Genomic DNA, 21,657 nt, shown 5'->3' with positions numbered 1-21,657 from the left:
AAATTACACAGCGAGTCGGGCCGCAAGAGCCTGCGGCAGGAGAGCAAGATGCGTAACATCGACCATGTCATTGTCGGCCATGCGGGCGGCGCAGGTGCCCGCGTGGGTGAAGTGTTCAACCCGAACACCGGCCAGGTCCAGGCCCGGGTCCAGCTCGGCACCCAGGCCGATCTCGACAAGGCGATCGCCGCCGCCCAGGCCGCGCAGCCCGGCTGGGCCGCGACCAACCCGCAGCGCCGCGCCCGCGTGATGTTCGCGTTCAAGGCGCTGATCGAGAAGAACATGGACGAGCTGGCGCATCTGCTCTCGTCCGAGCACGGCAAGGTCATCGCCGACGCCAAGGGCGACATCCAGCGCGGCCTCGAAGTCATCGAGTTCGCCTGCGGCATCCCGCATGTGCTGAAGGGCGAGTACACCCAGGGCGCCGGCCCCGGCATCGACGTCTATTCGATGCGCCAGCCGCTCGGCATCGGCGCGGGCATCACCCCGTTCAACTTCCCGGCGATGATCCCGATGTGGATGTTCGGCGTCGCCATCGCCTGCGGCAATGCCTTCATCCTCAAGCCCTCCGAGCGCGATCCCAGCGTGCCGGTGCGCCTCGCCGAGCTGATGCTCGAGGCCGGCGCGCCCGCGGGCATTCTCCAGGTCGTCCACGGCGACAAGGAAATGGTCGACGCGATCCTCGATCACCCGGCGATCAGCGCGGTGAGCTTCGTCGGCTCGTCCGACATCGCGCATTATGTCTATCGCCGCGGCGTAGAGGCGGGGAAGCGCGTCCAGGCGATGGGCGGCGCCAAGAACCACGGCATCGTCATGCCCGATGCCGATCTCGACCAGGTCGTCGCCGATCTCTCCGGTGCCGCCTTCGGCTCGGCGGGTGAGCGCTGCATGGCGCTCCCGGTCGTCGTCCCCGTCGGCGACAAGACCGCCGATGCGCTGCGCGAAAAGCTGATCCCCGCGATCGAGGCGCTGCGGGTCGGCGTCTCCACCGATGCCGAGGCGCATTACGGCCCGGTCGTGAATGCCGCGCACAAGCAGCGCGTCGAGAACTGGATCCAGACCGGCGTCGATGAAGGCGCCGAGCTGGTGGTCGACGGCCGCGGCTTCCAGCTCCAGGGCCATGAGCAGGGCTTCTTCATCGGGCCCAGCCTGTTCGACCGGGTCACGCCCGACATGCAGGCGTATAAGGAAGAGATTTTCGGCCCGGTCCTCCAGATCGTCCGCGCACCCGATTTCGAGACCGCGGTCCGCCTGCCGAGCGATCACCAGTATGGCAATGGCGTCGCCATCTTCACGCGCAACGGCCACGCCGCCCGCGAGTTCGCCGCGCGCGTCAATGTCGGCATGGTCGGCATCAACGTGCCGATCCCGGTGCCGGTCGCCTATCACACCTTTGGCGGCTGGAAGCGCTCGGCGTTCGGCGACACCAACCAGCACGGCATGGAAGGCGTGAAGTTCTGGACGAAGGTCAAGACGATCACCCAGCGCTGGCCCGATGGCTCGCCCGACGGCGGCAACGCCTTCGTCATTCCGACGATGGGGTGAGCCTGGGACGGGCACCGAACCACGGCACCGCCGCTGCCTCGAAGCTTTCGTGGTAGCGCGGGTGCTCGGTGCCCAGCCAGCGATCCCACCAGGTGAAGTAGAGCCCGAAATTATGTCCGCCGCCGCTATGGTGCAGGTCATGATGCGTCGCCGTGGTCAGCCAGGCGGTGAGGGGGAAGCGCGTGAACCCCGGCGGCATCAGCTCGTGCCCCGAATGGCCGAGCACGTTGCGGCCGATCTGGTGGAGCAGGAAGGCGAGCACCACGATCCCGTGCATCGGCACGAAGAGCAGGAACAGCGGCAGGAACAGCCCCTCGAACACGCCTTCGATCGGCGCGAAGCTGTAGGCGGCCCAGGGCGTGGGCGTGCGCGACTTGTGATGCGTCAGATGCGCCCGGCGGAACATCGCCTTGGTGTGCAGCCCGCGGTGCATCCAGTAGAAATAGGCGTCGTGCGCGAGGACGATCGCGACGAACTCGAGCGCCACCTGCCACCAGAGTGGCGCAGTGAAGGCGACATGGATGATCCCCGCCTGGTTCATCGCCAGCGTGGCGATGCTCCACAGCGCGAAGATGCCGACCGACAGCATCGAATGGCCGAACTCGCGGGCGCGGTCGCCCTTGGCCGGGCTGCGCTTCTGGATGCGTCGTGCTGCGGTCCAGCGGGCACCCGCCCAGAGGATAAGCGACATGATCCCCGCTGCGACGAGGTAGCGGCCGAGTTCTATTGCGAAGCTGTGTGCGCCATGCGCGGCGAGCGGTACGATCCAGTGCGGCATGCCGGCTGGCTAGCGAAGCACGCCGACCCGGTCCCGCCGCGCCCGGAAAATCCCGCGCATTTCCGGAATCGATCAGCTTTTTTCGAGAATGGCGCTGCGGCGATAGTCGCTCGGGTTGGTGCCGGTCGCCTCGCGGAAGGCGCGGTTGAACGGCGCGAGGCTGTCATAGCCCAGGTCCATCGCCAGGGTGAGCACCGGCAGGTCGACCTTGCCCGGGTCGCCCAGCCAGGCGCGCGCATCGCCGATGCGGTGCGAGTTGAGGAAGTCCGAGAAGTTGCGATAGCCCAGCCGCTGGTTGATCAGCGCGCGCAGCCGGTGCTCGGGCGTGCCCAGCCGGTCCGCGAGCACCCCGATCGTCAGCCCGCTCTCGCGATAGACACGGCGCGCCATCGCCGCATCGAGCTTGCCCTTGAGCACATGCTCGGCCGGCGACAGCGGCGCGCGTTCGGGCGGGCGGGCGTCCGCATCGAACAGCAGCTCGGCATTGGCCGAGAGCATCGCCGCGCCGAACGCCAGGATCGCGAGCAGCGAGGTGCTCGACTGGAGCAGCATCAGCCAGATGTCGCTGCGCATCAGGCCGTAGGCGCTTTCCGCCACCACCACGCCCAGCGTCTCGACGCCCACCACCACGACAAAGCCCAGCCGGAACGCGCGTCGTTTTTCGAGCAGGTCGTCGCCGCGATTGGCGATGGCGATGGCGATGGCGTGGGCTGCGAGCAGGAATGCGATCGCGTGCTGCATCCCGCTCGCCACCAGCGGCATCTCGTGCGTCACATAGCGCGCGTGGAGCGCAAAGGCCCAGTCGATCAGCGTTACGCCGAGCGCCAGCCCGAACAGGCGCCAGTCGATCGGCCGTTCGAAGATCAGGAGCGCGAACACCCAAAGCGCGAGCGGCGCATTGAGCGAGAGGATCAGGATCGCCGGCCAGGCCGCGGAGCGCCACAGATGCAGCGTCGGCGAGACGACCGAAAGATAGGCCGCCACGCTCGTCAGCAGCAGGATCGTCGTCCAGCGGATCCGCGCCGGCGCGCCGCTGCGGCCCACGACCAGCGCCATCAGCACCAGCTGTCCCACCCCCATCAGCCGCATCGCTGTATCGATAAGCAACAGTCGGTCCATGCGCTGTCTTATGGCGCCGCCCCCCGCCAGCGTCTATTGGCGGAAGAGGCTGGAACCAGGGGGCTCAAGCGATGACCGGACTGCGCTTCATACTCAAGGCGCTGATCGCCTGCATCGCGCTCGCGCTGGTGGTGCCGGGCAAGCAGACGATCAGTGTCAGCGCCTCGACGCCGCCGGCCGCCGCCAAGCGCATCGCGTTCACCTTTGACGATGTGCCGCGCGGCAGTGGGGCGTTCCTCACCCAGGACGAACGGACCACCAAGCTGATCGCGATGCTGCGCTCGCGCGGAGTCAGCCAGGTCGCCTTGTTCGTCAATCCGGGCCGGATCGACAATGGCGCCGCCGGCAAGGCCGCGATGAAGCGGATCGCCGACTATGTCGCGGCGGGCAATGTGCTGGCCAACCACACCTGGCTGCATCCGCATTTGTCCAAGGTCACGACCGAGGAGTTCCTGTCGCAGGTCGATCTCGCCCAGGCCTGGCTCGACAAGCAGCCCAACAGCCGCCGCTGGCTGCGCTTCCCGTTCCTCGACGAAGGCGGGCCGGACAAGGCCAAGGTCGCCGCCATCCGCGCCGGCCTCGCCGCGCGGCATATCCAGAATGGCTATGTCACTGCCGAAGCCTCGGACTGGAACATCGAAGGGCTGACGATCGCGGCGAAGAAGGACGGCAAGCCGATCGACATGGCGGGCTTGCGCGATCTCTATGTCGAGAGCCATGTCCAGGCCGCCGACTTCGCCGACGAGCTGGCGATCAAGACGATCGGCCGCTCGCCCGCGCACGTCATGCTGCTCCACGAGACCGACATCGCCGCCCTGTTCATCGGCGACCTGATCGATGCGCTCCGCCGCGACGGATGGGAGATCATCACGCCGGACGCGGCCTATGCCGATCCGATCCGCACCGCGATGCCCGAGGTGCCGTGGACCAACGGCACACTCACCGAGCAGATGGCCTGGGAGAAGAAGATCCCTCCGCCCCGTTATTACGACCGCAACGACCTCAAGATCGCCAACCCGCTCTTCAACGAGCGCGTGCTGCACGAGAAAGCCCAATGACCCAGTTCGAACTTACCGACGACCAGCGTGCCATCCAGGAGATGGCGCAGAAGTTCACCGCCGATGCGATCACCCCGCATGCGGCGGAATGGGACGAGAAGCACATCTTCCCGCGCGACACGATCCGCGCCGCGGCCGAGCTCGGCTTCGCCTCGATCTATGTCTCGGAGGAGAGCGGCGGCATCGGCCTCGGCCGACTGGAAGCCGCGCTGATTATGGAGGCGATGGCCTATGGCTGCCCGTCGACCAGCGCCTTCATCTCGATCCACAACATGGCGAGCTGGATGATCGACACCTTCGGGTCGCAGACGGTGAAGGACAAATATCTCCCCTCGCTGATCACGATGGAGCGGATCGCCAGCTATTGCCTCACCGAACCCAGCTCGGGTTCGGACGCTGCTGCGCTGAAGACCCGCGCTGTCCTCGACGGCGATCATTATGTCGTCAACGGCTCGAAGCAGTTCATCTCCGGCGCCGGCGAGAACGAAGTCTATGTGACGATGGTCCGCACCGGCGCGGACGGCCCCAAGGGCATTTCGTGCCTGGTGATCGAGAAGGACATGCCCGGCGTCTCGTTCGGCGCCAATGAGCGCAAGCTCGGCTGGCATTCGCAGCCGACGCGCCAGGTGACCTTCGAGGATGTCCGCGTGCCGGTCGAGAACCGCGTCGGCGGCGAGGGCGAGGGCTTCCGCTTCGCGATGATGGGCCTCGACGGCGGCCGCCTCAACATCGGCGCCTGCTCGCTCGGCGGCGCCCAGCGCTGCCTCGACGAGGCGGTCAAATACACCAAGGACCGCCAGCAGTTCGGCAAGCCGATCGCGGACTTCCAGAACACGCAATTCGTCCTCGCCGACATGGCGACCGAGCTCGAGGCCGCCCGCGCGCTGCTCTATCTCGCCGCGGCCAAGGTGACCGCCGGCGCGCCCGACAAGACCAAGTTCGCCGCAATGGCCAAGCGCTTCGCCACCGACACCGGGTCGTCCGTGGTCGACCGCGCGCTCCAGCTCTTCGGCGGCTATGGCTATCTGATGGACTATCCGATCGAGCGCTTCTGGCGCGACCTGCGCGTCCATTCGATCCTCGAAGGCACGAACCAGGTGATGCGGATGATCGTCGGCCGGGAGCTCACGCGGCAGTGAGGCGTCCTCTTTCTCTTACTTTTTCCCCGGCGAAGGCCGGGGCCCAGACTCGGCGCGAAGCGCCGAATGCGCTGCCGCGCACGATATTCATGAAGGGCTGGGCCCCGGCCTTCGCCGGGGAAAAACTATGACCGACGACGTCCTCTGTTTCATCGAAGGCCGCGCCGGCCGCATCCGGCTCAACCGCCCCAAGGCGATCCACGCGCTCAACACCGGAATGTGCGCGGCGATGCTCGATGTGCTGACCGCCTGGCACAATGACCCCGCCGTCGAGATCGTGCTGATCGATCATGCCGAGGGCAGGGGCTTCTGCGCAGGCGGCGACATCCGAATGATCGCCGAGAGCGGCGCCGGCGACGGCAGCCAGGCGCGTGACTTCTTCCGGGTCGAGTACCAGCTCAACCACGCGCTGTTCACCTACGAGAAGCCGGTTGTGGCGTTCATGGACGGCATCACCATGGGCGGCGGCGTCGGCATCTCGCAGCCGGCGAAGTACCGGGTGGCGACCGAGAACACCAAGTTCGCCATGCCCGAGACCGGCATCGGCTTGTTCCCCGACGTGGGCGGCGGCTGGTATCTGTCGCGCTTGCCGGGCAAGATGGGCGAATATCTCGCGCTCACCGGCCACAGGCTCGACGGCGCCGAGTGCGTCGCGCTCGGCCTTGCCAGCCACTACCTGCCTGCCGACCAGCTGGACGACGCCAAAGCGCATATCATCGCCGATCCTGCCTCGATCGATGCAACGCTGGCCGACCTGTCGACGCCTGCACCCGAACCGCGCATCGCCGCGCATCGCGAAGAGATCGACCGGCTGTTCGCCGCCGATACGGCGGAAGGCGTGGTCGCCGCGCTGGCCGCCGATCCGGGCGAATGGGCCGCAGCCCAACTCGCCACGCTGCGCAGCAAGTCGCCCCAGTCGATGAAGGTCTCGCTCCGCCTCGTCCGCGAAGGCCGCGCCAAGGCGAGCTTCGCCGAGGAGATGCGCCAGGAATTCGCCATCGGCAGCCGCGTCGCGCAAAGCCATGACTTCATCGAGGGCGTCCGCGCGCTGATCGTCGACAAGGACAATGCGCCGCAATGGAAGCCCGCTACGCTGGAAGGCGTGACCGAAGCGAGCGTCGACGCGATCTTTGCCCCCCTGCCCGAAGGCGAGGCGTGGACGCCGGCATGAATCGCTGTCCTACAGACCCCGCCTCATGGCATGGCGAGTCGATGATCCTCGCAACTGCCTTCGCCGCACCTGCCCGATTGGCAGGCTCACGCGCAGGCGCGCACGCCCGCGCGTGAGTGTCGTGACTTTCGTGACTTTTGGCGCCGCCGGCGCGCCCTGGAGGAAGCCTTGACCGCCTACGAAACCATCCTCGTCGAACAGCGTGGCGCCGCCACGCTCGTCACGCTCAACCGCCCCCAGGCGCTCAACGCGCTCAACAGCCAGATCCTGTCCGAGCTGCTCGATGCCATGAGGGCATTCGACGCCGATCCGTCGCAGGGCTGCGCCGTGATCACCGGCAGCGAGAAGGCGTTCGCGGCAGGGGCGGACATCAAGGAGATGCAGGCGCAGGGCTTTGCCGACATGTACGGCCATGACTTTTTCGCCGGCTGGGACGTGTTCACGCGTACGCGCAAGCCGATCATCGCCGCGGTCTCCGGCTATGCGCTGGGCGGCGGCTGCGAGCTGGCGATGATGTGCGACTTCATCCTCGCGGGCGACAATGCGAAGTTCGGCCAGCCCGAGATCAAGCTCGCCGTCTCGCCCGGCATGGGCGGCTCGCAGCGGCTCACTCGCGCGGTGGGCAAGGCCAAGGCGATGGAGATGTGCCTCACCGGCCGGATGATGGACGCGCAGGAAGCCGAGCGCGCCGGGCTGGTCAGCCGCATCCTTCCCGCGGCCGAACTCGTCGAGGAAGCGGTGAAGACCGCGCAGCTGATCGCCTCGATGGCGCCGCTCGCGATCCTGGCGAACAAGGAGATGGTCAACACTGCCTTCGAGACCAGCCTGGCCCAGGGCGTCGCCTTCGAGCGCCGGCTGTTCCACGCGCTGTTCGGCACCGCCGACCAGAGCGAAGGCATGGCGGCCTTTGTCGAGAAGCGTCCGGGCAACTGGACCGGAAAATAACCGTCATCCCGGCGAAAGCCGGGGTCTCAGGCGACGGCGCCGGAAAAGAGCCGCACGAGATCCCGGCTTCCGCCGGGATGACGAATGAGAGAGGATAAGAGAAGTGGCACGCGTAGCATTTATCGGCCTGGGCAATATGGGCGGCGGCATGGCCGCGAATCTCGCCAAGGCGGGGCATGACGTCCGCGCCTTCGACCTGAACCAGGACGCGCTCGACAAGGCGAAGGCCGCCGGCTGCCTGCCCGCCGCCAGCGCCGCCGAGGCGGTGGCCGGGGCCGAGGCGATCGTGACGATGCTGCCCGCCGGCCGCCACGTCGAGACGACCTATTCCGACGTGCTGCTCGACAATGCCTCGCCCGGCGCGATCCTGATCGATTGCTCGACGATCGACGTCGAGACCGCCCGCCGCGTTGCCCAGGCCGCCACCGAGCGTGGCCTGATGGCGGTCGATGCGCCGGTCTCGGGCGGCATTGCCGCGGCCAGCGCCGGCACGCTGACCTTCATGGTCGGCGGCACCGAACAGGCGTTCGGCCGCGCCGAACCCTTTCTCGCCGATATGGGCAAGGCAGTGATCCACGCCGGCGCCAGCGGGGCGGGGCAGACTGCCAAGGCCTGCAACAACCTGGTCCTCGCCGCGACGATGATCGCCACCTGCGAAGCGTTCGTTCTCGCGGAGAAGCTGGGGCTCGATCCGCAGAAATTCTACGACATCGCCTCGATCAGCACCGCGCAGAGCTGGTCGATGACGAGCTATTGCCCGGTCCCCGGCGTCGGCCCCGAAAGCCCCGCCGACCGCGACTATCAGGGCGGGTTCGCCGCCCCGCTGATGCTCAAGGACCTCAAGCTCGCGCTCGAAGCCGCCGCGAGTGTCGGCGCCAACGTGCCGATGGGGAAGCGCGCCGAGGCGCTCTACCAGGCCTTTGTCGACGGCGAAGGCGCCGGGCTCGACTTCTCGGGCATCATCAAGACGCTGCGGTAAGCTGGTGCGGCGGCGGCCTTTAACCCGGTGTTTGCGCAAGCGGGCCTATGACACGGCCATGCGCATGCCGATCCTCGCCGCCCTCGTCCTCGCCGCGCCCGTGGCTGCCCAGCCGCAGCGCGGCGCGCCCTTCGTCATCGCCGAGACCGGCCAGGGCTTCGCCCATCTCGACGACGCCGTGAACGCGGTGCGCGACGGCACCGCCACCATCCTGATCGCGCCGGGTACCTATCATGAGTGCACCGTCCAGACCGGCGGCAAGATCACCTTCAAGGCAGTCCAGCCCGGCACGGCGATCTTCGAGAAGACGGTGTGCGAGGAAAAGGCCGCCTTTGTGCTGCGCGGGCGCGGCTCGGCGGTGGACGGCATCGTCTTTCGCGGCTTCGCGGTCGATGACGGCAACGGCGCGGGCATCCGCATCGAGATGGGCGACCTGACTGTCACCAATTCGATGTTTCTCGACAGCCAAGAAGGCATTCTCGGCGGTGGCCATGAGACGGTGCGCCGCATCACCATCCATCACACCAGCTTCTCGGGCCTCGGCCAGTGCGAGACCGAGAATTGCAGCCATGCGATCTATCTCGCGGTCGATGGCGACGTGGTCGTCACCAATTCGCGCTTCGAGCGCGGCACCGGCGGCCATTACGTCAAGCTGCGCGCCCGCCGGGTGACGATCACCAACAACAGCTTCGACGATTCGAAGGGCAGCAAGACCAACTACATGATCGATATGAGCGAGGGTGGCACCGGCCTGATCGCCGGCAACACCTTTGTCCAGGGTTCGCACAAGGAGAACAGCTCGGGCATGATCGTGGTCGCGGCAGAGGGACGGACCTATCCGAGCACGGGCCTGCGCATCGAAGGCAACACCGCCACGCTGGCGCCCGGCGCCCCGCCGAGCCCGGCCTTTGTCGCTGATTTCACCGGGCAGGTCGGGCCGCTGGGCGAGAATAATCTCGGCCCCGGTATCCGCATCTTCGAACGGCGCCGCTAGCGCCGGCTGGAGATCTGGAACTTGTTGCCGTCGGGATCCTGCCCGTCGCACAGCTCGATCTGGCCGAAGCGGGTGATCTTGCCCATCTTCACGCCGCGCCGGGTGAGCTCGGCACAGCCGGCCTCGACATCCTCGCAGTAGAAAGCGAGCTTGAACGGCCCCTCGGCGCCCTTGAACTTGGCCTCGTGCAGCGCAAGGCGGATCAGCCCGGCGTCGAAATCCGCCCAGCCATTCTCTTCCTCGATGATCTCCAGCCCGATCTTGTCGCGATAGAAATCGCGCATCACGGCGAAGTTGGTCGTGAAGAGGATGACCCGGCGGATTCCGAAACGCATCACTTGCAGGTGTCTCCCGCTCCCGCGTCCAGATCGAGGCAGCGGCCGTCGATCTCGACCGGTACGGGGACATGGATTAGCGCGGCCAGCGTCGGGGCAATATCCACAGTTTCCACGGAAAGCGGCTGTTCAAACCCCGTCATGCCCTTGCGCCAGAACAGGATCGGCACGCGGCGGTCATAGTCCCAGAAGCTGCCATGCGTGGCGACATTGCCAGGCCCGCCCGACAGGATCGGCGTGACGCGCGGCTTCAGCGCGACGATCAGGTCGCCCGAGCGATCGGGGCTGTACGAGGCGCGGGCACGTTCGAGCAAGGTCCAGGTCTCCGGCGGCGTGTGCACGATGGGAGTCGCTGCTACCTGGGCGCGGGTGAATACCGCCTGTACCTGCGGATGTGCGCTGTACATCTTGATCGCCTCGGCCTGCACCGCCGCGCGCTGCGCCTTGGTGAGCTTGGCGTCGAACCAGACGTCGCCGGCCGGCCCGCCGGTCAGCACGGTGCCGGTGATGCCCAGCTTGGCGGCGATCGCCTTGCTCATCGCGCTGCCGGTCACATCCTTCTCGATGCGCTGTGCCATCGGCGCGGCGTGATCGTCGTTGCGCTCGGGCAGGTCATGCCCGCCGTGATCGGCGGTGAGCACCACTTCATAGTCGACGCCCGTCTTGTCGAGCACGGCAAACAGCTTGCCGAGCGTCTGGTCGAGCGAGAGCAGCTGCAGGCACATCTCGCTGCCTTCGGTGCCCTTCGAATGGCCGACATAGTCGGTGGCCGAGGCGCCGACGATCAGCAGGTCGGTATGGCCCGACTGGCCCAGCTTCATGTCGGTGGCGAGCCCGGCGGCGGTCGCCAGGATCGATTCGTCGAACTCGGGCGAGGCGCGGAAGGCGCTGCTGTCGCCGGCAGCGCGGGCGAAGCGGCCATCGCCCACGGTGCGGCCGTTCCACAGCGGAATGGCGCGGCTGCGCGCCTGGCAGAAGGGCGGCAGCTCGAGCGGCTCCTGCGCCTCTCCGATGCGCTTGGTCACATTGGCGTTCATCCGCGTGACCATCGCCGGCTCGGCGCGGCCGGCATAGGAAACGAAGCCCTTGCCGTTCCACCACCAGATCTCGTCGGTCTTGTGCCCGGCCATCATCACCGCCGAACGGTCCTTGCCCGAGATCGCGACGACGCGGCTCTGCGGATCGACTGCCTTCATCCACTCGCCGAGCGTCGGCACCTTCAGGTGCTTGTCCGACACGGTATAGTTGTTCGAGGTGCTGCCGGGCACGCTCTCGTCCTCGGCGCAATAGACCGTCTTGTCCTCGCGCGGCGCGTTGAAGTCGGTCCAGTCATTGGCGATGATGCCGGTCTTCGCCGGGTGATCGCCGGTCAGGATCGTTGAGTGTCCGGGGCAGGTCTCGGTCGCGGCATGGCTCTGATAGCCCGACGGGAACACCGCGCCGCTCATCAGCCGCGCGAAGCCGGCGCTGAACTGGCCGCGATATTCGGCGAAGAGGTCGGCGGAGAACTGGTCGACCGAAATCACCACCACCAGTGAGGGCGCGGCGCGCGGCGCCTGCGACGGCACATTCTGCACCGGCGCCGGGGCGGCCTGCTGGGCGGCGAGGGGCGTGGAGGCGAGCAGCGCGGCAATGGCTGCGATCGGGCGGAACAGTTTCATATGCGGGGGCGACCTCCGGCGTGTTCAAATCCTGCCGGGCTGCTATTGGGCCAACAGCTCTTCCTCGGCAAGGATGCTCCATGGCGGCGGTTCGTTTCGGATTGATGGCGTTGTTGCTGTGCCTGTTTGCAGGCACGGCGTCGGCACAGGCGCCGGGCCAGCAGCATGTCGACATCACCCTGATCGCCGAGAGCGAACGGCCCGCGCCGGGCAGCGAGGTCACGCTTGCGCTCGCCTCGGTGCCGGAAAAGGGCTGGCATGCCTATTGGCTCAATCCGGGCGATGCCGGGCTGCCGGCGCGGGCCGAGTGGACATTGCCATCCGGCGCCACCACGGGTGAATTCCGCTATCCGGTGCCGCAGCGGCTGCTGATCGCGGGCCTGATGAATTATGTCTATGAAGGCCCCTTCGCCCCGCTGGTGACGCTGAAGGTGCCGGCGGATGCCACGGGCAATTTCCCGGTCAGGCTGCACCTCGACTATCTCGTCTGCACCGACGCGATCTGCGTGCCGGGCAAGGCCGATCTCTCGACGGTCCTCCAGGTCGGCGACGGCATGGTGACGCCCGATCGCCGCGCCCAGTTCGATACGTGGCGCGCGGCGCTGCCCAGGCCGCTCGGCGTACAGGGCACCTATCAGATCGACGGCAAGGCGTTGCGCGTGTCCATCCCGTTCCCCGCGGCCGCCAAGGCGGAAGGCGAGGGCTATTTCTTCTCCGCGACGCATGACGCCATCGACTATGCTGCCCCCCAGAAGGTGACGCGCGACGGCGACCGCGTGCTGATCGAGACGCAGGGCAAGCAGGCCGGCCCGATCGAGGGGCTGCTCGCCTTCGGCAAGCAGGGCTTCTGGGTCAAAGCGGTGCCGGGCAAGGTGACCGCCGCGAGGGCGGCGCCCGCGGCGGCGTCATGGGGCGCGGCGGTGCTCGCCTTTCTCGGCGCGGTGCTCGGCGGGCTGATCCTCAACATCATGCCCTGCGTCTTCCCGATCCTCAGCCTCAAGGCGCTGAGCCTGGCCAAGTCCAATGCCGAGGGCGGCAATCCGCGCGGCGAGGCGCTGGCCTATACCGCGGGCGTGGTGCTGGTCTGCCTCGCGCTCGGCGGCGGGCTGCTCGCCCTGCGCGCCGGCGGGGCGACGCTCGGCTGGGCGTTCCAGCTCCAGGATCCGCGCGTGATCCTCGTGCTGCTGCTGCTCGTCGCCGGCATTGCCTTCAACCTTGCCGGCCTGTTCGAGCTGTCCGCACCGGGCTTCGTCAACCGTGCCGCGTCGAAGGGCACCGGCGGCGCCTTCGCCACCGGCGCGCTTGCCGCCTTCGTCGCGACGCCGTGCACCGGCCCGTTCATGGGCGCGGCATTGGGTGCGGCGCTCGTGCTGCCCTGGCCGGCGGCGCTGGCGGTGTTCGGGGGGCTCGGGCTCGGCATTGCGCTGCCGTTCCTGCTGCTCGGCTTCGTCCCCGCCTTCCGCCGCCTGCTGCCGAAACCCGGCGCCTGGATGGAGACGCTGCGCCGTATCCTGTCGGTGCCGATGTTCTTCACCGCGCTCGCGCTCGCCTGGGTGTTGGGGCGCCAGGCCGGCGTTGCCGGCATGTCGATCGGCCTCACCGCGACGCTGCTCGCGATGCTCGGCCTGTGGTGGACCGGCCTGCGCCAGCGCCGCGGCAAGGCCTTCGCATGGCTCCCGGCATTGCCGCTATTGCTACTCGCTATCAGTGCGATCGCCCTTGTCAGCGCGGCGCCGGCCGAGACGAAGACGGTGTCCGGCGCCGAGAAGTTCAGCGAAGCGCGCCTTGCCGAGCTAACCGCGCAGGGCAAGCCGGTCTTCGCCTATTTCACCGCCGACTGGTGCCTCACCTGCAAGGTCAACGAAAAGGCAGTGATCGAGACCGAGGCAGTGGCGAAGGCGCTCGCCGACAACAAGGTCACCGTGCTCGTCGGCGACTGGACCGACGGCGATCCCGTGCTCGGCCGCTTCATCGAGAAGCACAACCGCGCCGGCGTGCCGCTCTATCTCTGGTACAAGCCCGGCGAGGCAGAGCCGCGCGTGCTGCCCCAGATCCTTACCCAGGCGACGCTGATCGATCTCGCCAAATAGGATTCCGTGCCGGGGCCTTGTGCAACGCAACAAAGCGTTGCAGCATGGAACTTGTCGGTCTTTCCGGCACTTGGGAGGCGCATGGCGGCAGGCGGGGCGTTCGACGAAATCTGGGGGCATGGCGGGCCTGAAAACCCGCGCGCCGAATTCGCTGCGCTATCGCAGTGGCTGGCCGATACCGACGCCGCCGAACTGCAGCGCCGCCAGCAATCCGCCGAGGCCGCGTTCCGCCAGCTCGGCATCACCTTCGCGGTCTATGGCGACAGCGACGCGGCGGAGCGGATCATCCCGTTCGACATCGTCCCGCGCGTCTTCCTCGCCGGCGAATGGGCGCGGCTTTCCGAGGGGCTGGTCCAGCGCGTCGAGGCGATCAACGCCTTCCTCGAGGATATTTACGGTGCGCGCCGGATCCTCAAGGAAGGGATCATCCCGCCCGAGCTGATCTACCTAAACGACCAGTTCCGCGCCGAAGTCGACGGCGTCCGTCCGCCGCACGGCATCTGGGCGCATATCTGCGGGATCGATCTGGTGCGCACGGGGCCCGACGAATTCTTCGTGCTCGAAGACAATGCCCGCACGCCCTCGGGCGTCTCGTACATGCTCGAGAATCGCGAGGCGATGATCCGGCTATGCCCCGAGCTGTTCCGCGATTTCCGCGTGGCGCCGGTGGACAGCTATCCGGACATGCTGCTCAAGACGATGCAGTCGGTCGCGCCGGGCAATAATCGCAAGCCGGTCTGCGTCGTGCTGACCCCCGGCCATTTCAACTCGGCCTATTACGAACATAGCTTCCTGGCGGACTCGATGGGCGTCGAGCTGGTCGAGGCGGCGGACCTGGTCATCGACGACGATGTCGTCTGGATGCAGACGATTGCCGGGCGCGTGAAGGTCGACGTCATCTATCGCCGCATCGACGATGATTTCCTCGATCCGCTCGTCTTTCGCCCGGATTCGATGCTCGGCGTGCCCGGCCTCATGGCGGCGTACCGCGCCGGCAACGTCGCGATCCTCAACGCGCCGGGCAACGGCATCGCCGACGACAAGGCGATCTACAGCTACATGCCCGAGATCGTTCGCTTCTATTCGGGTGGCGAGGCGAAACTGCCCAACGTCGAGACGTTCCGCTGCCGTGAACCGCAGGCGCTGAAATATGTCCTCGATCATTTGCCCGAGCTGGTGGTCAAGCTGGTCGACGGCTCGGGCGGCTACGGCATGCTCGTCGGCCCGACCGCGACCAGGCAGGAGATTTCCGACTTCCGCGCCGCGCTGGTCGCCGAGCCGCATCGCTACATCGCCCAGCCGACGCTGGCGCTCTCCACCGTGCCGACCCTGGTCGAGCAGGGCCTGGCCCCGCGCCATGTCGATTTCCGCCCCTTCGTCCTCACCGGCAGCGACGGCGTGCGCGTCGCGCCCGGCGGGCTCACCCGGGTGGCGCTGCAAAAGGGCTCGCTGGTGGTGAACTCCAGCCAGGGCGGTGGCACCAAGGACAGCTTCGTGCTGCTCGACGACGGGGCATGACGCGATGCTGATGCTCTCCCGCACCGCCGCAGCGCTCTACTGGCTTGGCCGCTATCTCGAGCGCGCCGACTTCATCGCCCGGCTGGTCGAGGCGACGATCCGCCTCGACGCGCTCTCCACCCGCCCGGCCGGCGAGGCGGCATGGCATAGCGCGCTCGCCGTGACCTATACCGACGAGGCGTTCGCCGAGACCGGGCTGGACCTGACCCAGCCCAATGTCGCGCGCTTCCTCACGCTCGACATGAGCCATGCCGGCTCGATCGTCCGCTGCCTGGAGATGGCGCGCAACAATGCCCGCGCCGTGCGCACTGCGCTCACCCGTGAGGCATGGACCGCGATCAACCGCGCCTGGCTGATGACGCAGCAGCGCTCCTCCACCGGTGGCGCGATCCCGACGCTCAACCTGCTCGAACAGGTCAAGGGCGAGACGCGCGGCTTCGAAGGCGCGATCCACCGGATGATGCGCAACGAGGCGACTTTGCTGATCCAGCTCGGCGCCGCGATCGAGCGCGCGGACAACACTGCGCGGCTGGTCGACGTGAAATACCACCTCCTCCTGCCCGAAGGCGAGCAGGTCGGCGGCGTCGTCGACCGCGACCAGTGGAACACGATCCTGCAGACCGTCTCGGCGGTGAACGCCTATCGCTGGCTCTACAATGACGGGCTCCAGCCGGCGAACGTGATCGACCTGCTGATCAGCCGCTTCGAGCTGCCGCGCAGCCTTGCCGCCTGTGTCGAGGAAGTCGTCACGCTGCTCAACGCGCTCGCCAAGCGCACCGGCCTGCAGGGCGAGGCGGACCGCATGGCCCGCGCCCGCATGGCGCGGATGCAGAAGACCAGGACGCATGACGTCATCGTCTCCGGGCTGCATGAATATCTCGAGGCGTTCGTCGCCGAGAATTCGATGCTCAATGCCGCGGTCGCGCGGCAGTTCAGGTTCATCTGATGCGGATCGCGATCGAGCATAAGACACATTACCGGTTCAGCGAGCCGCAGGCCCGCATCGTCCAGATGCTGCGCCTCACGCCGTGCGACACGCAGGACCAGACGGTGGTGAGCTGGCTGGTCGGCGTCGATTGCGACGCCCGGCTGCGCGACGGAACCGATGGCTACGGCAATTCGGTGACGATGCTCTATGCCGAGGGGCCGATCGAAGCGCTCGACATCACCGTCACCGGCGAAGTGCTGACCAGCGAGGCGAGCGGTGTGGTGCGCGGCGCGCCCGAGCCGTTGCCGCCGCTCTACTACATGCGCATGACGCCGCGGACGAAGTCGAGCGACGCGCTGTTCGTCTTCGCCGCGGACGGGGTAGGGACGGCGCGCGACCAGCTCGAGCAGCTCCACAGCCTCAACGCCGCCTTTCATGCGCGCTTTCCCTGTGTGCCCGATCTCCCCGATGCCGGCTGCACCGCGGTCAAGGCGTTCGAGGGCGGCAAGGATGTCAGCTCGCGCGACGTCGCCCAGATGTTCATCGCGGCCAGCCGCGGCCTGATGATCCCCGCCCGCTATGTCTCGGGCTATCGCGCAGAAGATGCCGCCCAGTCGGCGCCGCACGCCTGGGCCGAAGCCTATGTCGAAGGGCTCGGCTGGGTCGGATTCGATCCCTCGACGGGCCTCAGCCCCGACGAAAGCTATGTCCGCGTCGCGATCGGGCTCGACGCGAGCAGCGCCGCGGCCACTGGCGGGATGCGGATCGGACAGGGGCAGGAGCAACTCGCCGTGGACCTGCACGTCGATCAGCTGGGGGTGGAGGAATAGGTCGGGCGCCAAGCGGAAAGCTGTTCCCCGGCGGAGGCCGGGGCCCAGTCGCGGCGAAGATAGTTAGGCGCGAGAAACTCTCGAACGACATTGCTGCTGGGCCCCGGCCTTCGCCGGGGATCAGTTTGGGATCCCCAGCATGATCCTCAGGCGAATGCCGCCGCAGTCTGCGGCACCGGCATCGACACCTGCATGTCCTCGTCTTCCAGCACCGTCCAGCCATTGGGGCCGAGCACTTCGATCGGGCGATAGCGCGTCTTGTACGCCATCCGCTCGCTGCCCTTCACCCAATAGCCGAGATAGACATAGGGCAGGCCGGCGGCCTGGCTGCGCAGGATGTGCTCCATGATGATGAAGTTGCCCAGGCCCGGGCGGCCTTCGTCATCGGCCAGGAAGAAGCTGTAGATCATCGACAGGCCGTCGGCCTGCTGATCGGTGATGCAGGCGCCGACCAGACGGCCGCGCTCGCCGTTCACCGACGGCTCGCGATATTCGATCACATAGGAGCTGACCGGCGACTGCTCGACCATGTCGGCATAGTCATTCTCGTCCATCGCCGCCATGCCGCCGCCCGGATGGCGCGCGCTCAGATAGCGGTGGAGCAGCGCGAACTGCTCCTCGGTCGCCCAGGGCTTGCAGGCAGTGATCTCGAGGTCGGAATGGCGCTTGAGCAGCTTGCGCTGGCTGGCATTGGGCTTGAACTCGTCGGCGACGACGCGGACCGAGACGCAGGCAGTGCAGCCCGCGCAGCTCGGCCGGTACGCGACCGACTGGCTGCGGCGAAAGCCGATGCGGCCCAGCGCGTCGTTCAGCTCGCCCGCATGCTGGCCTGCCAGCTCGGTGAAGATCTTCCGCTCCTGCCGGCCCGGCAGATAGGGGCAAGGCGAGGGGCTGGTGACGAAGAACCGCGGAAAACGGGAAAGTGCAGTCACCCCTGATGCCCCTTTGCGCCGGCCGTTACGTCCGGCCTGATGCGGCGACTATGCTGCGGAATTTGAAGGATGAAAAGCGGCTTTACCATGAAAGAAGGTTAACGATTCACCACTCTCTGGGAGAGCGCATGCGTTAACCATCGGGCCGCGTAACACGCTGCCGGAAAAGCGAAATTTGCTCTGTGGGGGCATCATAACGGAGTCGATGAATCGTGTGAATCCAGCGACGACTCGGTTCGTCGCGCGTGCGATTCGCTTCGTCGGTTTGGGGCGGAACAGAAGGAGTCCTGCTGAGTCGCGGGGATTTGGGGCCATCCTCGGACATGCCGTCACTCCGGCCTTGTGCCGGGGTCCACTAAGCCGACCGCAACGCGCTTTGAGCCTCTTGTCCAATGCTCGCCGCCCGGTGGACCCCGGCACAAGGCCGAGGTGACGAATGAAGCTGGCTTGCAATGTAGGATTTCGCCTGCTTGGCTTCGGCAGCCGGGCTACGGCCCGGCCGCTCTTTCAAAGGTAAGGAAATACGGGATCGCTCCCGATCCCCTCGCGCGTGCGCATGCGCGCCCGCGCGTGAGTGTCGTGACTTTCGTGACTTTCCGCGGCGCGCTCAGGCCAGCTCGACGAGCTGCACCTCATATTGCGCACGCCGCAGCGCAGTCATCAGCCGGTCGAGATGGTCGCGGTCGCGCGTCTCGCACTCCACGTCCAGGCTCAGGCCCTTGGCGGGCAGGTTGGTGAAGATGCGCTGGTGCGACAGTTCGAGGATGTTGACCGAGAGCTGGTCGAAGATCTGCGCCACCTTGTAGAGCGCGCCCGGCCGGTCCTGCAGGCGGATGCGCAGCCGCGCCATCCGGCCCGAGCGGGCCAGGTCGCGCAGCAGCACATAGGCGAGCAGCCGCGGGTCGATATTGCCGCCGCACAGCACGATGCCCACGGTCTTGCCCTTGAAGCGCTGCGGCTCACCGAGCAGCGCGGCCAGGCCGGCGGCGCCGGCGCCCTCGACCACGGTCTTCTCGATCTGGAGCAGCAGGCTCACCGACTCTTCCAGCCGGCGCTCGCTGACCAGCACGATGTCGTCGACCAGCGCCTCGACCATGCCCGAGGTGATGCCGCCCGGCTGCTTCACTGCAATGCCCTCGGCCAGCGTGTCGCCGGCGCAGGGCATGTCGGTGTGGTGGATGCGGTTGTACATCGAGGGGTAGAGCTCGGCCTGCACGCCGACGACTTCGATGTCGCGCCCCTCGGACTTGGCCACGGTGGCACAGCCCGAGATCAGGCCGCCGCCGCCGATCGGGATCACCAGCGTATCGATCTCCGGCACGTCCTCGAGCATCTCGAGCGCGACCGTGCCCTGGCCGGCGATGACGCGGGGATCATCGAACGGGTGGACAAAGGTGAAGCCGTGCTCGGCCTCCAGCTTGCGGCTGTGCGCATAGGCGGCGTCGAACGTCTCGCCCTCGAGGATCACGTTGGCGCCATGACCCTCGGTCTGGGTGACCTTCACGATCGGCGTGTTCTTGGGCATCACGATCGTGCTCGGGATGCCGAGCCGGTTGGCGTGATAGGCCAGGCCTTGGGCATGGTTGCCGGCCGATGCCGCGATCACACCCTTGCTGCGCGCCGCCTCGTCGAGCTGGAGCAGCGTGTTGAGCGCGCCGCGCTCCTTGTACGCCGCGGTGAACTGCAGGTTCTCGAACTTCAGGTAGACCGTCGCGCCGGTCAGGTCCGACAGCGTCTTGCTCACCAGCGTCGGCGTCCGCACGATCTGGCCCGCAATGCGCGCCTGCGCTGCACGGACGTCGTCGATCGAAACGGGCAGCGGCGCATTCGCCGGAAGGGTCTTGGTGGCCATATCCCGTTTCGCCTAGACCATCTGCGCCGCAGGGGAAACCACGCTTCTATGGGGAAAGCCATGTTCTGCGGGCATGAAGGCGGCGCATCTGGCGCCTTGGCGGAACAAGCCCTATGCCCTGCGTCCATGCTGAAGCGCCTCCTGCGGCTGTTCGCCGCGCTCGCCCTCATCCTCGCCCCCGCAGCCGCCATGGCGGACGGCCTGATCGACAATGTCAACGGCATGACGCTGGACGAGAAGGGCGATGTGGTCCGCTTCAACGGCATATTGTTCAGCCGCGACGGTAAGGTCACCCAGCTGCTCAAGCGCGAGGACAAGCGCCCGAAAAAGGTCGAGTGGAAGCTCGACATGGGCGGCAAGACGCTGCTTCCGGGCATGATCGACGCGCATGGCCATGTCATGGGCCTCGGCTCGCAACTGCTGCTGCTCGATCTCTCCAAGACCACGTCGCTCGACGAGGCGCTGGCCAAGATCAAGGCCTATGCCGACGCCAATCCGACCAAGTGGATCCTCGGCGGCGGCTGGAACCAGGAGATCTGGAAGCTCGGCCGCTTCCCGACCGCGGCGGAGCTCGACAAGGCGGTGAGCGATCGCCCGGTCTGGCTCGAGCGTGTCGACGGCCATGCCGCCTGGGCGAATAGCCGCGCGATCCAGGTCGCCGGAGTCACCGCGGCGAACAAGGACACCAATGGTGGCCGTATCGAGCGTGACGCCAAGGGGGCGCCGTCGGGCGTATTCGTCGACGGCGCCATGGCGCTGGTCGAGAAGTTCATCCCCAAGGCCACGCCGCGCGACCGCAACGCTGCGTTCCTGGCGGCACAGGACCGGCTGCTCTCGCTCGGCATCACCGCCACCGCCGACATGGGCTCCTCGGTCGACGACTGGCTCACCTTCCGCCGCATGGGCGATATCGGCCAGCTCCGCGTGCGGATCATGAGCTATGCCAGCGGCGTCGAGGCCGCGCTTGCCGTGGCCGGGCAGGGGCCGACGCCGTGGCTCTATAACGACAAGCTGCGCATGGGCGGGATCAAGCTCTATGCCGATGGCGCGCTCGGCAGCCGCGGCGCCTGGCTCAAGGCCGATTACAGCGACGCGCCGGGCCAGAAGGGGCTGGGCTTTCTCACCGACGACCAGCTGCTCAACATGATGACCCGCGGCGCGATGGACGGCTTCCAGATCGCGGTCCACGCGATCGGGGATCGCGCCAACCAGCAGGTGCTCGACGCGGTCGAAGTGCTGTCGGACACGTACAAGGACGATCGCCGCTGGCGGATCGAGCATGCCCAGATCGTCGATCCCAAGGACCTGCCGCGCTTCGCCAAGCTCGGCGTGATCGCCTCGATGCAGCCGGTCCACCAGACCAGCGACATGAACATGGCCGAGGCGCGGCTGGGCAAGGACCGGCTCGCCGGTGCCTATGCCTGGAAGACGATGCTCAAGGACGGCACGCACATCGCCTTCGGCTCGGACTATCCGGTCGAGAGCCCCGATCCCTGGGCCGGCTGGGCCGTGTCGTTCACTCGCACCGACGCCAATGGCCAGCCGTTCGGCGGCTGGCGGGTCGAGGAAGCGGTGACGCGCGAACAGGGCTGGGCGGGCTTCACCACCGGCGCCGCCTGGGCGGGCTTTGCGGAGAATATGATCGGCCGCCTGGCGCCCGGCATGCGCGCCGACTTCATCCTGATCGACCGCGACCCGCTGCTCGCCTCGCCGGCGGACCTGCGCGCCACGCAGGTGCTCGAAACCTGGGTCGGCGGCGCACGGGTCTATGTGAAGAAGTAGC

18 protein-coding genes are annotated in these 21,657 nt (G+C 67.3%); 12 read left to right on the top strand and 6 right to left on the bottom strand.

Features of this window, described 5'->3' with window-relative positions; translation table 11 throughout:
• Positions 1 to 48 precede the first annotated feature (48 nt).
• Positions 49 to 1,545 (top strand): CoA-acylating methylmalonate-semialdehyde dehydrogenase, encoded by a 1,497-nt coding sequence (locus HZY97_RS06965; RefSeq protein WP_180142027.1) that lies wholly within the window; start codon positions 49 to 51, stop codon positions 1,543 to 1,545.
• Here HZY97_RS06965 and HZY97_RS06960 read toward each other — a convergent pair.
• Both HZY97_RS06960 and HZY97_RS06955 read right to left on the bottom strand, forming a co-directional pair.
• Positions 1,526 to 2,323, bottom strand: coding sequence for a sterol desaturase family protein (locus HZY97_RS06960; protein ID WP_257214943.1), 798 nt, complete (start codon positions 2,321 to 2,323; stop codon positions 1,526 to 1,528). The two genes, HZY97_RS06965 and HZY97_RS06960, sit on opposite strands and share 20 nt — an antisense overlap.
• A gap of 72 nt (positions 2,324 to 2,395) precedes the next feature.
• Positions 2,396 to 3,442 (bottom strand): helix-turn-helix domain-containing protein, encoded by a 1,047-nt coding sequence (locus tag HZY97_RS06955; protein ID WP_180142026.1) that lies wholly within the window; start codon positions 3,440 to 3,442, stop codon positions 2,396 to 2,398.
• Between the two features lie 71 nt (positions 3,443 to 3,513).
• On the opposite strand from HZY97_RS06955, the gene HZY97_RS06950 reads away from it, so the two are divergent.
• The 6 genes from HZY97_RS06950 to HZY97_RS06925 all read left to right on the top strand — a co-directional run bounded on the left by HZY97_RS06950 (position 3,514) and on the right by HZY97_RS06925 (position 9,728).
• Complete coding sequence (locus HZY97_RS06950) at positions 3,514 to 4,500, top strand: polysaccharide deacetylase family protein (protein ID WP_180142025.1); 987 nt, start codon at positions 3,514 to 3,516, stop codon at positions 4,498 to 4,500.
• On the top strand, positions 4,497 to 5,639 hold the full coding sequence (locus tag HZY97_RS06945) for an acyl-CoA dehydrogenase family protein (protein ID WP_180142024.1): 1,143 nt from the start codon (positions 4,497 to 4,499) through the stop codon (positions 5,637 to 5,639). Before HZY97_RS06950 ends, HZY97_RS06945 begins: the two co-directional genes overlap by 4 nt.
• Before the next feature lie 127 nt (positions 5,640 to 5,766).
• Positions 5,767 to 6,810: an enoyl-CoA hydratase/isomerase family protein gene (locus HZY97_RS06940; RefSeq protein ID WP_180142023.1), complete on the top strand. Its 1,044-nt coding sequence runs from the start codon at positions 5,767 to 5,769 to the stop codon at positions 6,808 to 6,810.
• Positions 6,811 to 6,978: 168 nt separating this feature from the next.
• Positions 6,979 to 7,755: an enoyl-CoA hydratase gene (locus tag HZY97_RS06935; protein ID WP_180142022.1), complete on the top strand. Its 777-nt coding sequence runs from the start codon at positions 6,979 to 6,981 to the stop codon at positions 7,753 to 7,755.
• 103 nt (positions 7,756 to 7,858) lie between these two features.
• Complete coding sequence (mmsB, locus tag HZY97_RS06930; protein ID WP_180142021.1) at positions 7,859 to 8,734, top strand: 3-hydroxyisobutyrate dehydrogenase; 876 nt, start codon at positions 7,859 to 7,861, stop codon at positions 8,732 to 8,734.
• Between the two features lie 64 nt (positions 8,735 to 8,798).
• Positions 8,799 to 9,728, top strand: coding sequence for a right-handed parallel beta-helix repeat-containing protein (locus HZY97_RS06925; RefSeq protein WP_373684331.1), 930 nt, complete (start codon positions 8,799 to 8,801; stop codon positions 9,726 to 9,728).
• Here the strand turns inward: HZY97_RS06925 and HZY97_RS06920 are convergent.
• On the bottom strand, positions 9,725 to 10,063 hold the full coding sequence (locus HZY97_RS06920) for a VOC family protein (RefSeq protein WP_180142019.1): 339 nt from the start codon (positions 10,061 to 10,063) through the stop codon (positions 9,725 to 9,727). The two genes, HZY97_RS06925 and HZY97_RS06920, sit on opposite strands and share 4 nt — an antisense overlap.
• A complete protein-coding gene (locus HZY97_RS06915; RefSeq protein ID WP_180142018.1) occupies positions 10,063 to 11,724 on the bottom strand; it encodes an alkaline phosphatase family protein in 1,662 nt (553 codons plus the stop codon). The genes HZY97_RS06920 and HZY97_RS06915 overlap by 1 nt, the downstream gene beginning before the upstream one ends.
• Before the next feature lie 80 nt (positions 11,725 to 11,804).
• On the opposite strand from HZY97_RS06915, the gene HZY97_RS06910 reads away from it, so the two are divergent.
• The 4 genes from HZY97_RS06910 to HZY97_RS06895 all read left to right on the top strand — a co-directional run bounded on the left by HZY97_RS06910 (position 11,805) and on the right by HZY97_RS06895 (position 17,090).
• Positions 11,805 to 13,814, top strand: a complete 2,010-nt coding sequence (locus tag HZY97_RS06910) for a protein-disulfide reductase DsbD (RefSeq protein ID WP_180142017.1) — start codon at positions 11,805 to 11,807, stop codon at positions 13,812 to 13,814.
• A gap of 81 nt (positions 13,815 to 13,895) precedes the next feature.
• Positions 13,896 to 15,332, top strand: coding sequence for a circularly permuted type 2 ATP-grasp protein (locus HZY97_RS06905; RefSeq protein ID WP_180142015.1), 1,437 nt, complete (start codon positions 13,896 to 13,898; stop codon positions 15,330 to 15,332).
• 10 nt (positions 15,333 to 15,342) lie between these two features.
• On the top strand, positions 15,343 to 16,278 hold the full coding sequence (locus tag HZY97_RS06900) for an alpha-E domain-containing protein (RefSeq protein WP_180143119.1): 936 nt from the start codon (positions 15,343 to 15,345) through the stop codon (positions 16,276 to 16,278).
• The gene (locus HZY97_RS06895) at positions 16,278 to 17,090 is read left to right on the top strand and encodes a transglutaminase family protein (RefSeq protein WP_180142013.1); all 813 of its coding nucleotides are present in this window, start codon (positions 16,278 to 16,280) and stop codon (positions 17,088 to 17,090) included. The genes HZY97_RS06900 and HZY97_RS06895 overlap by 1 nt, the downstream gene beginning before the upstream one ends.
• Before the next feature lie 146 nt (positions 17,091 to 17,236).
• On the opposite strand, the gene HZY97_RS06890 is transcribed toward HZY97_RS06895, so the two are convergent.
• On the bottom strand, positions 17,237 to 18,022 hold the full coding sequence (locus tag HZY97_RS06890) for an arginyltransferase (RefSeq protein ID WP_180142011.1): 786 nt from the start codon (positions 18,020 to 18,022) through the stop codon (positions 17,237 to 17,239).
• Positions 18,023 to 18,629: 607 nt separating this feature from the next.
• Positions 18,630 to 19,874 carry a threonine ammonia-lyase gene (locus HZY97_RS06885; RefSeq protein ID WP_180142009.1) on the bottom strand — a complete coding sequence of 415 codons (1,245 nt, stop codon included), beginning with the start codon at positions 19,872 to 19,874 and terminating at the stop codon, positions 18,630 to 18,632.
• A gap of 126 nt (positions 19,875 to 20,000) precedes the next feature.
• On the opposite strand from HZY97_RS06885, the gene HZY97_RS06880 reads away from it, so the two are divergent.
• A complete protein-coding gene (locus tag HZY97_RS06880; protein WP_180142007.1) occupies positions 20,001 to 21,656 on the top strand; it encodes an amidohydrolase in 1,656 nt (551 codons plus the stop codon).
• The last annotated feature ends 1 nt before the right edge of the window (position 21,657 follow it).

Source organism: Sphingomonas sp. R-74633 (assembly GCF_013416555.1).
Classification (GTDB): Bacteria; Pseudomonadota; Alphaproteobacteria; order Sphingomonadales; family Sphingomonadaceae; genus Sphingomonas.
Note: the sequence above shows the minus strand (reverse complement) of the source record. Positions and strands in the feature narration are given on the sequence as shown.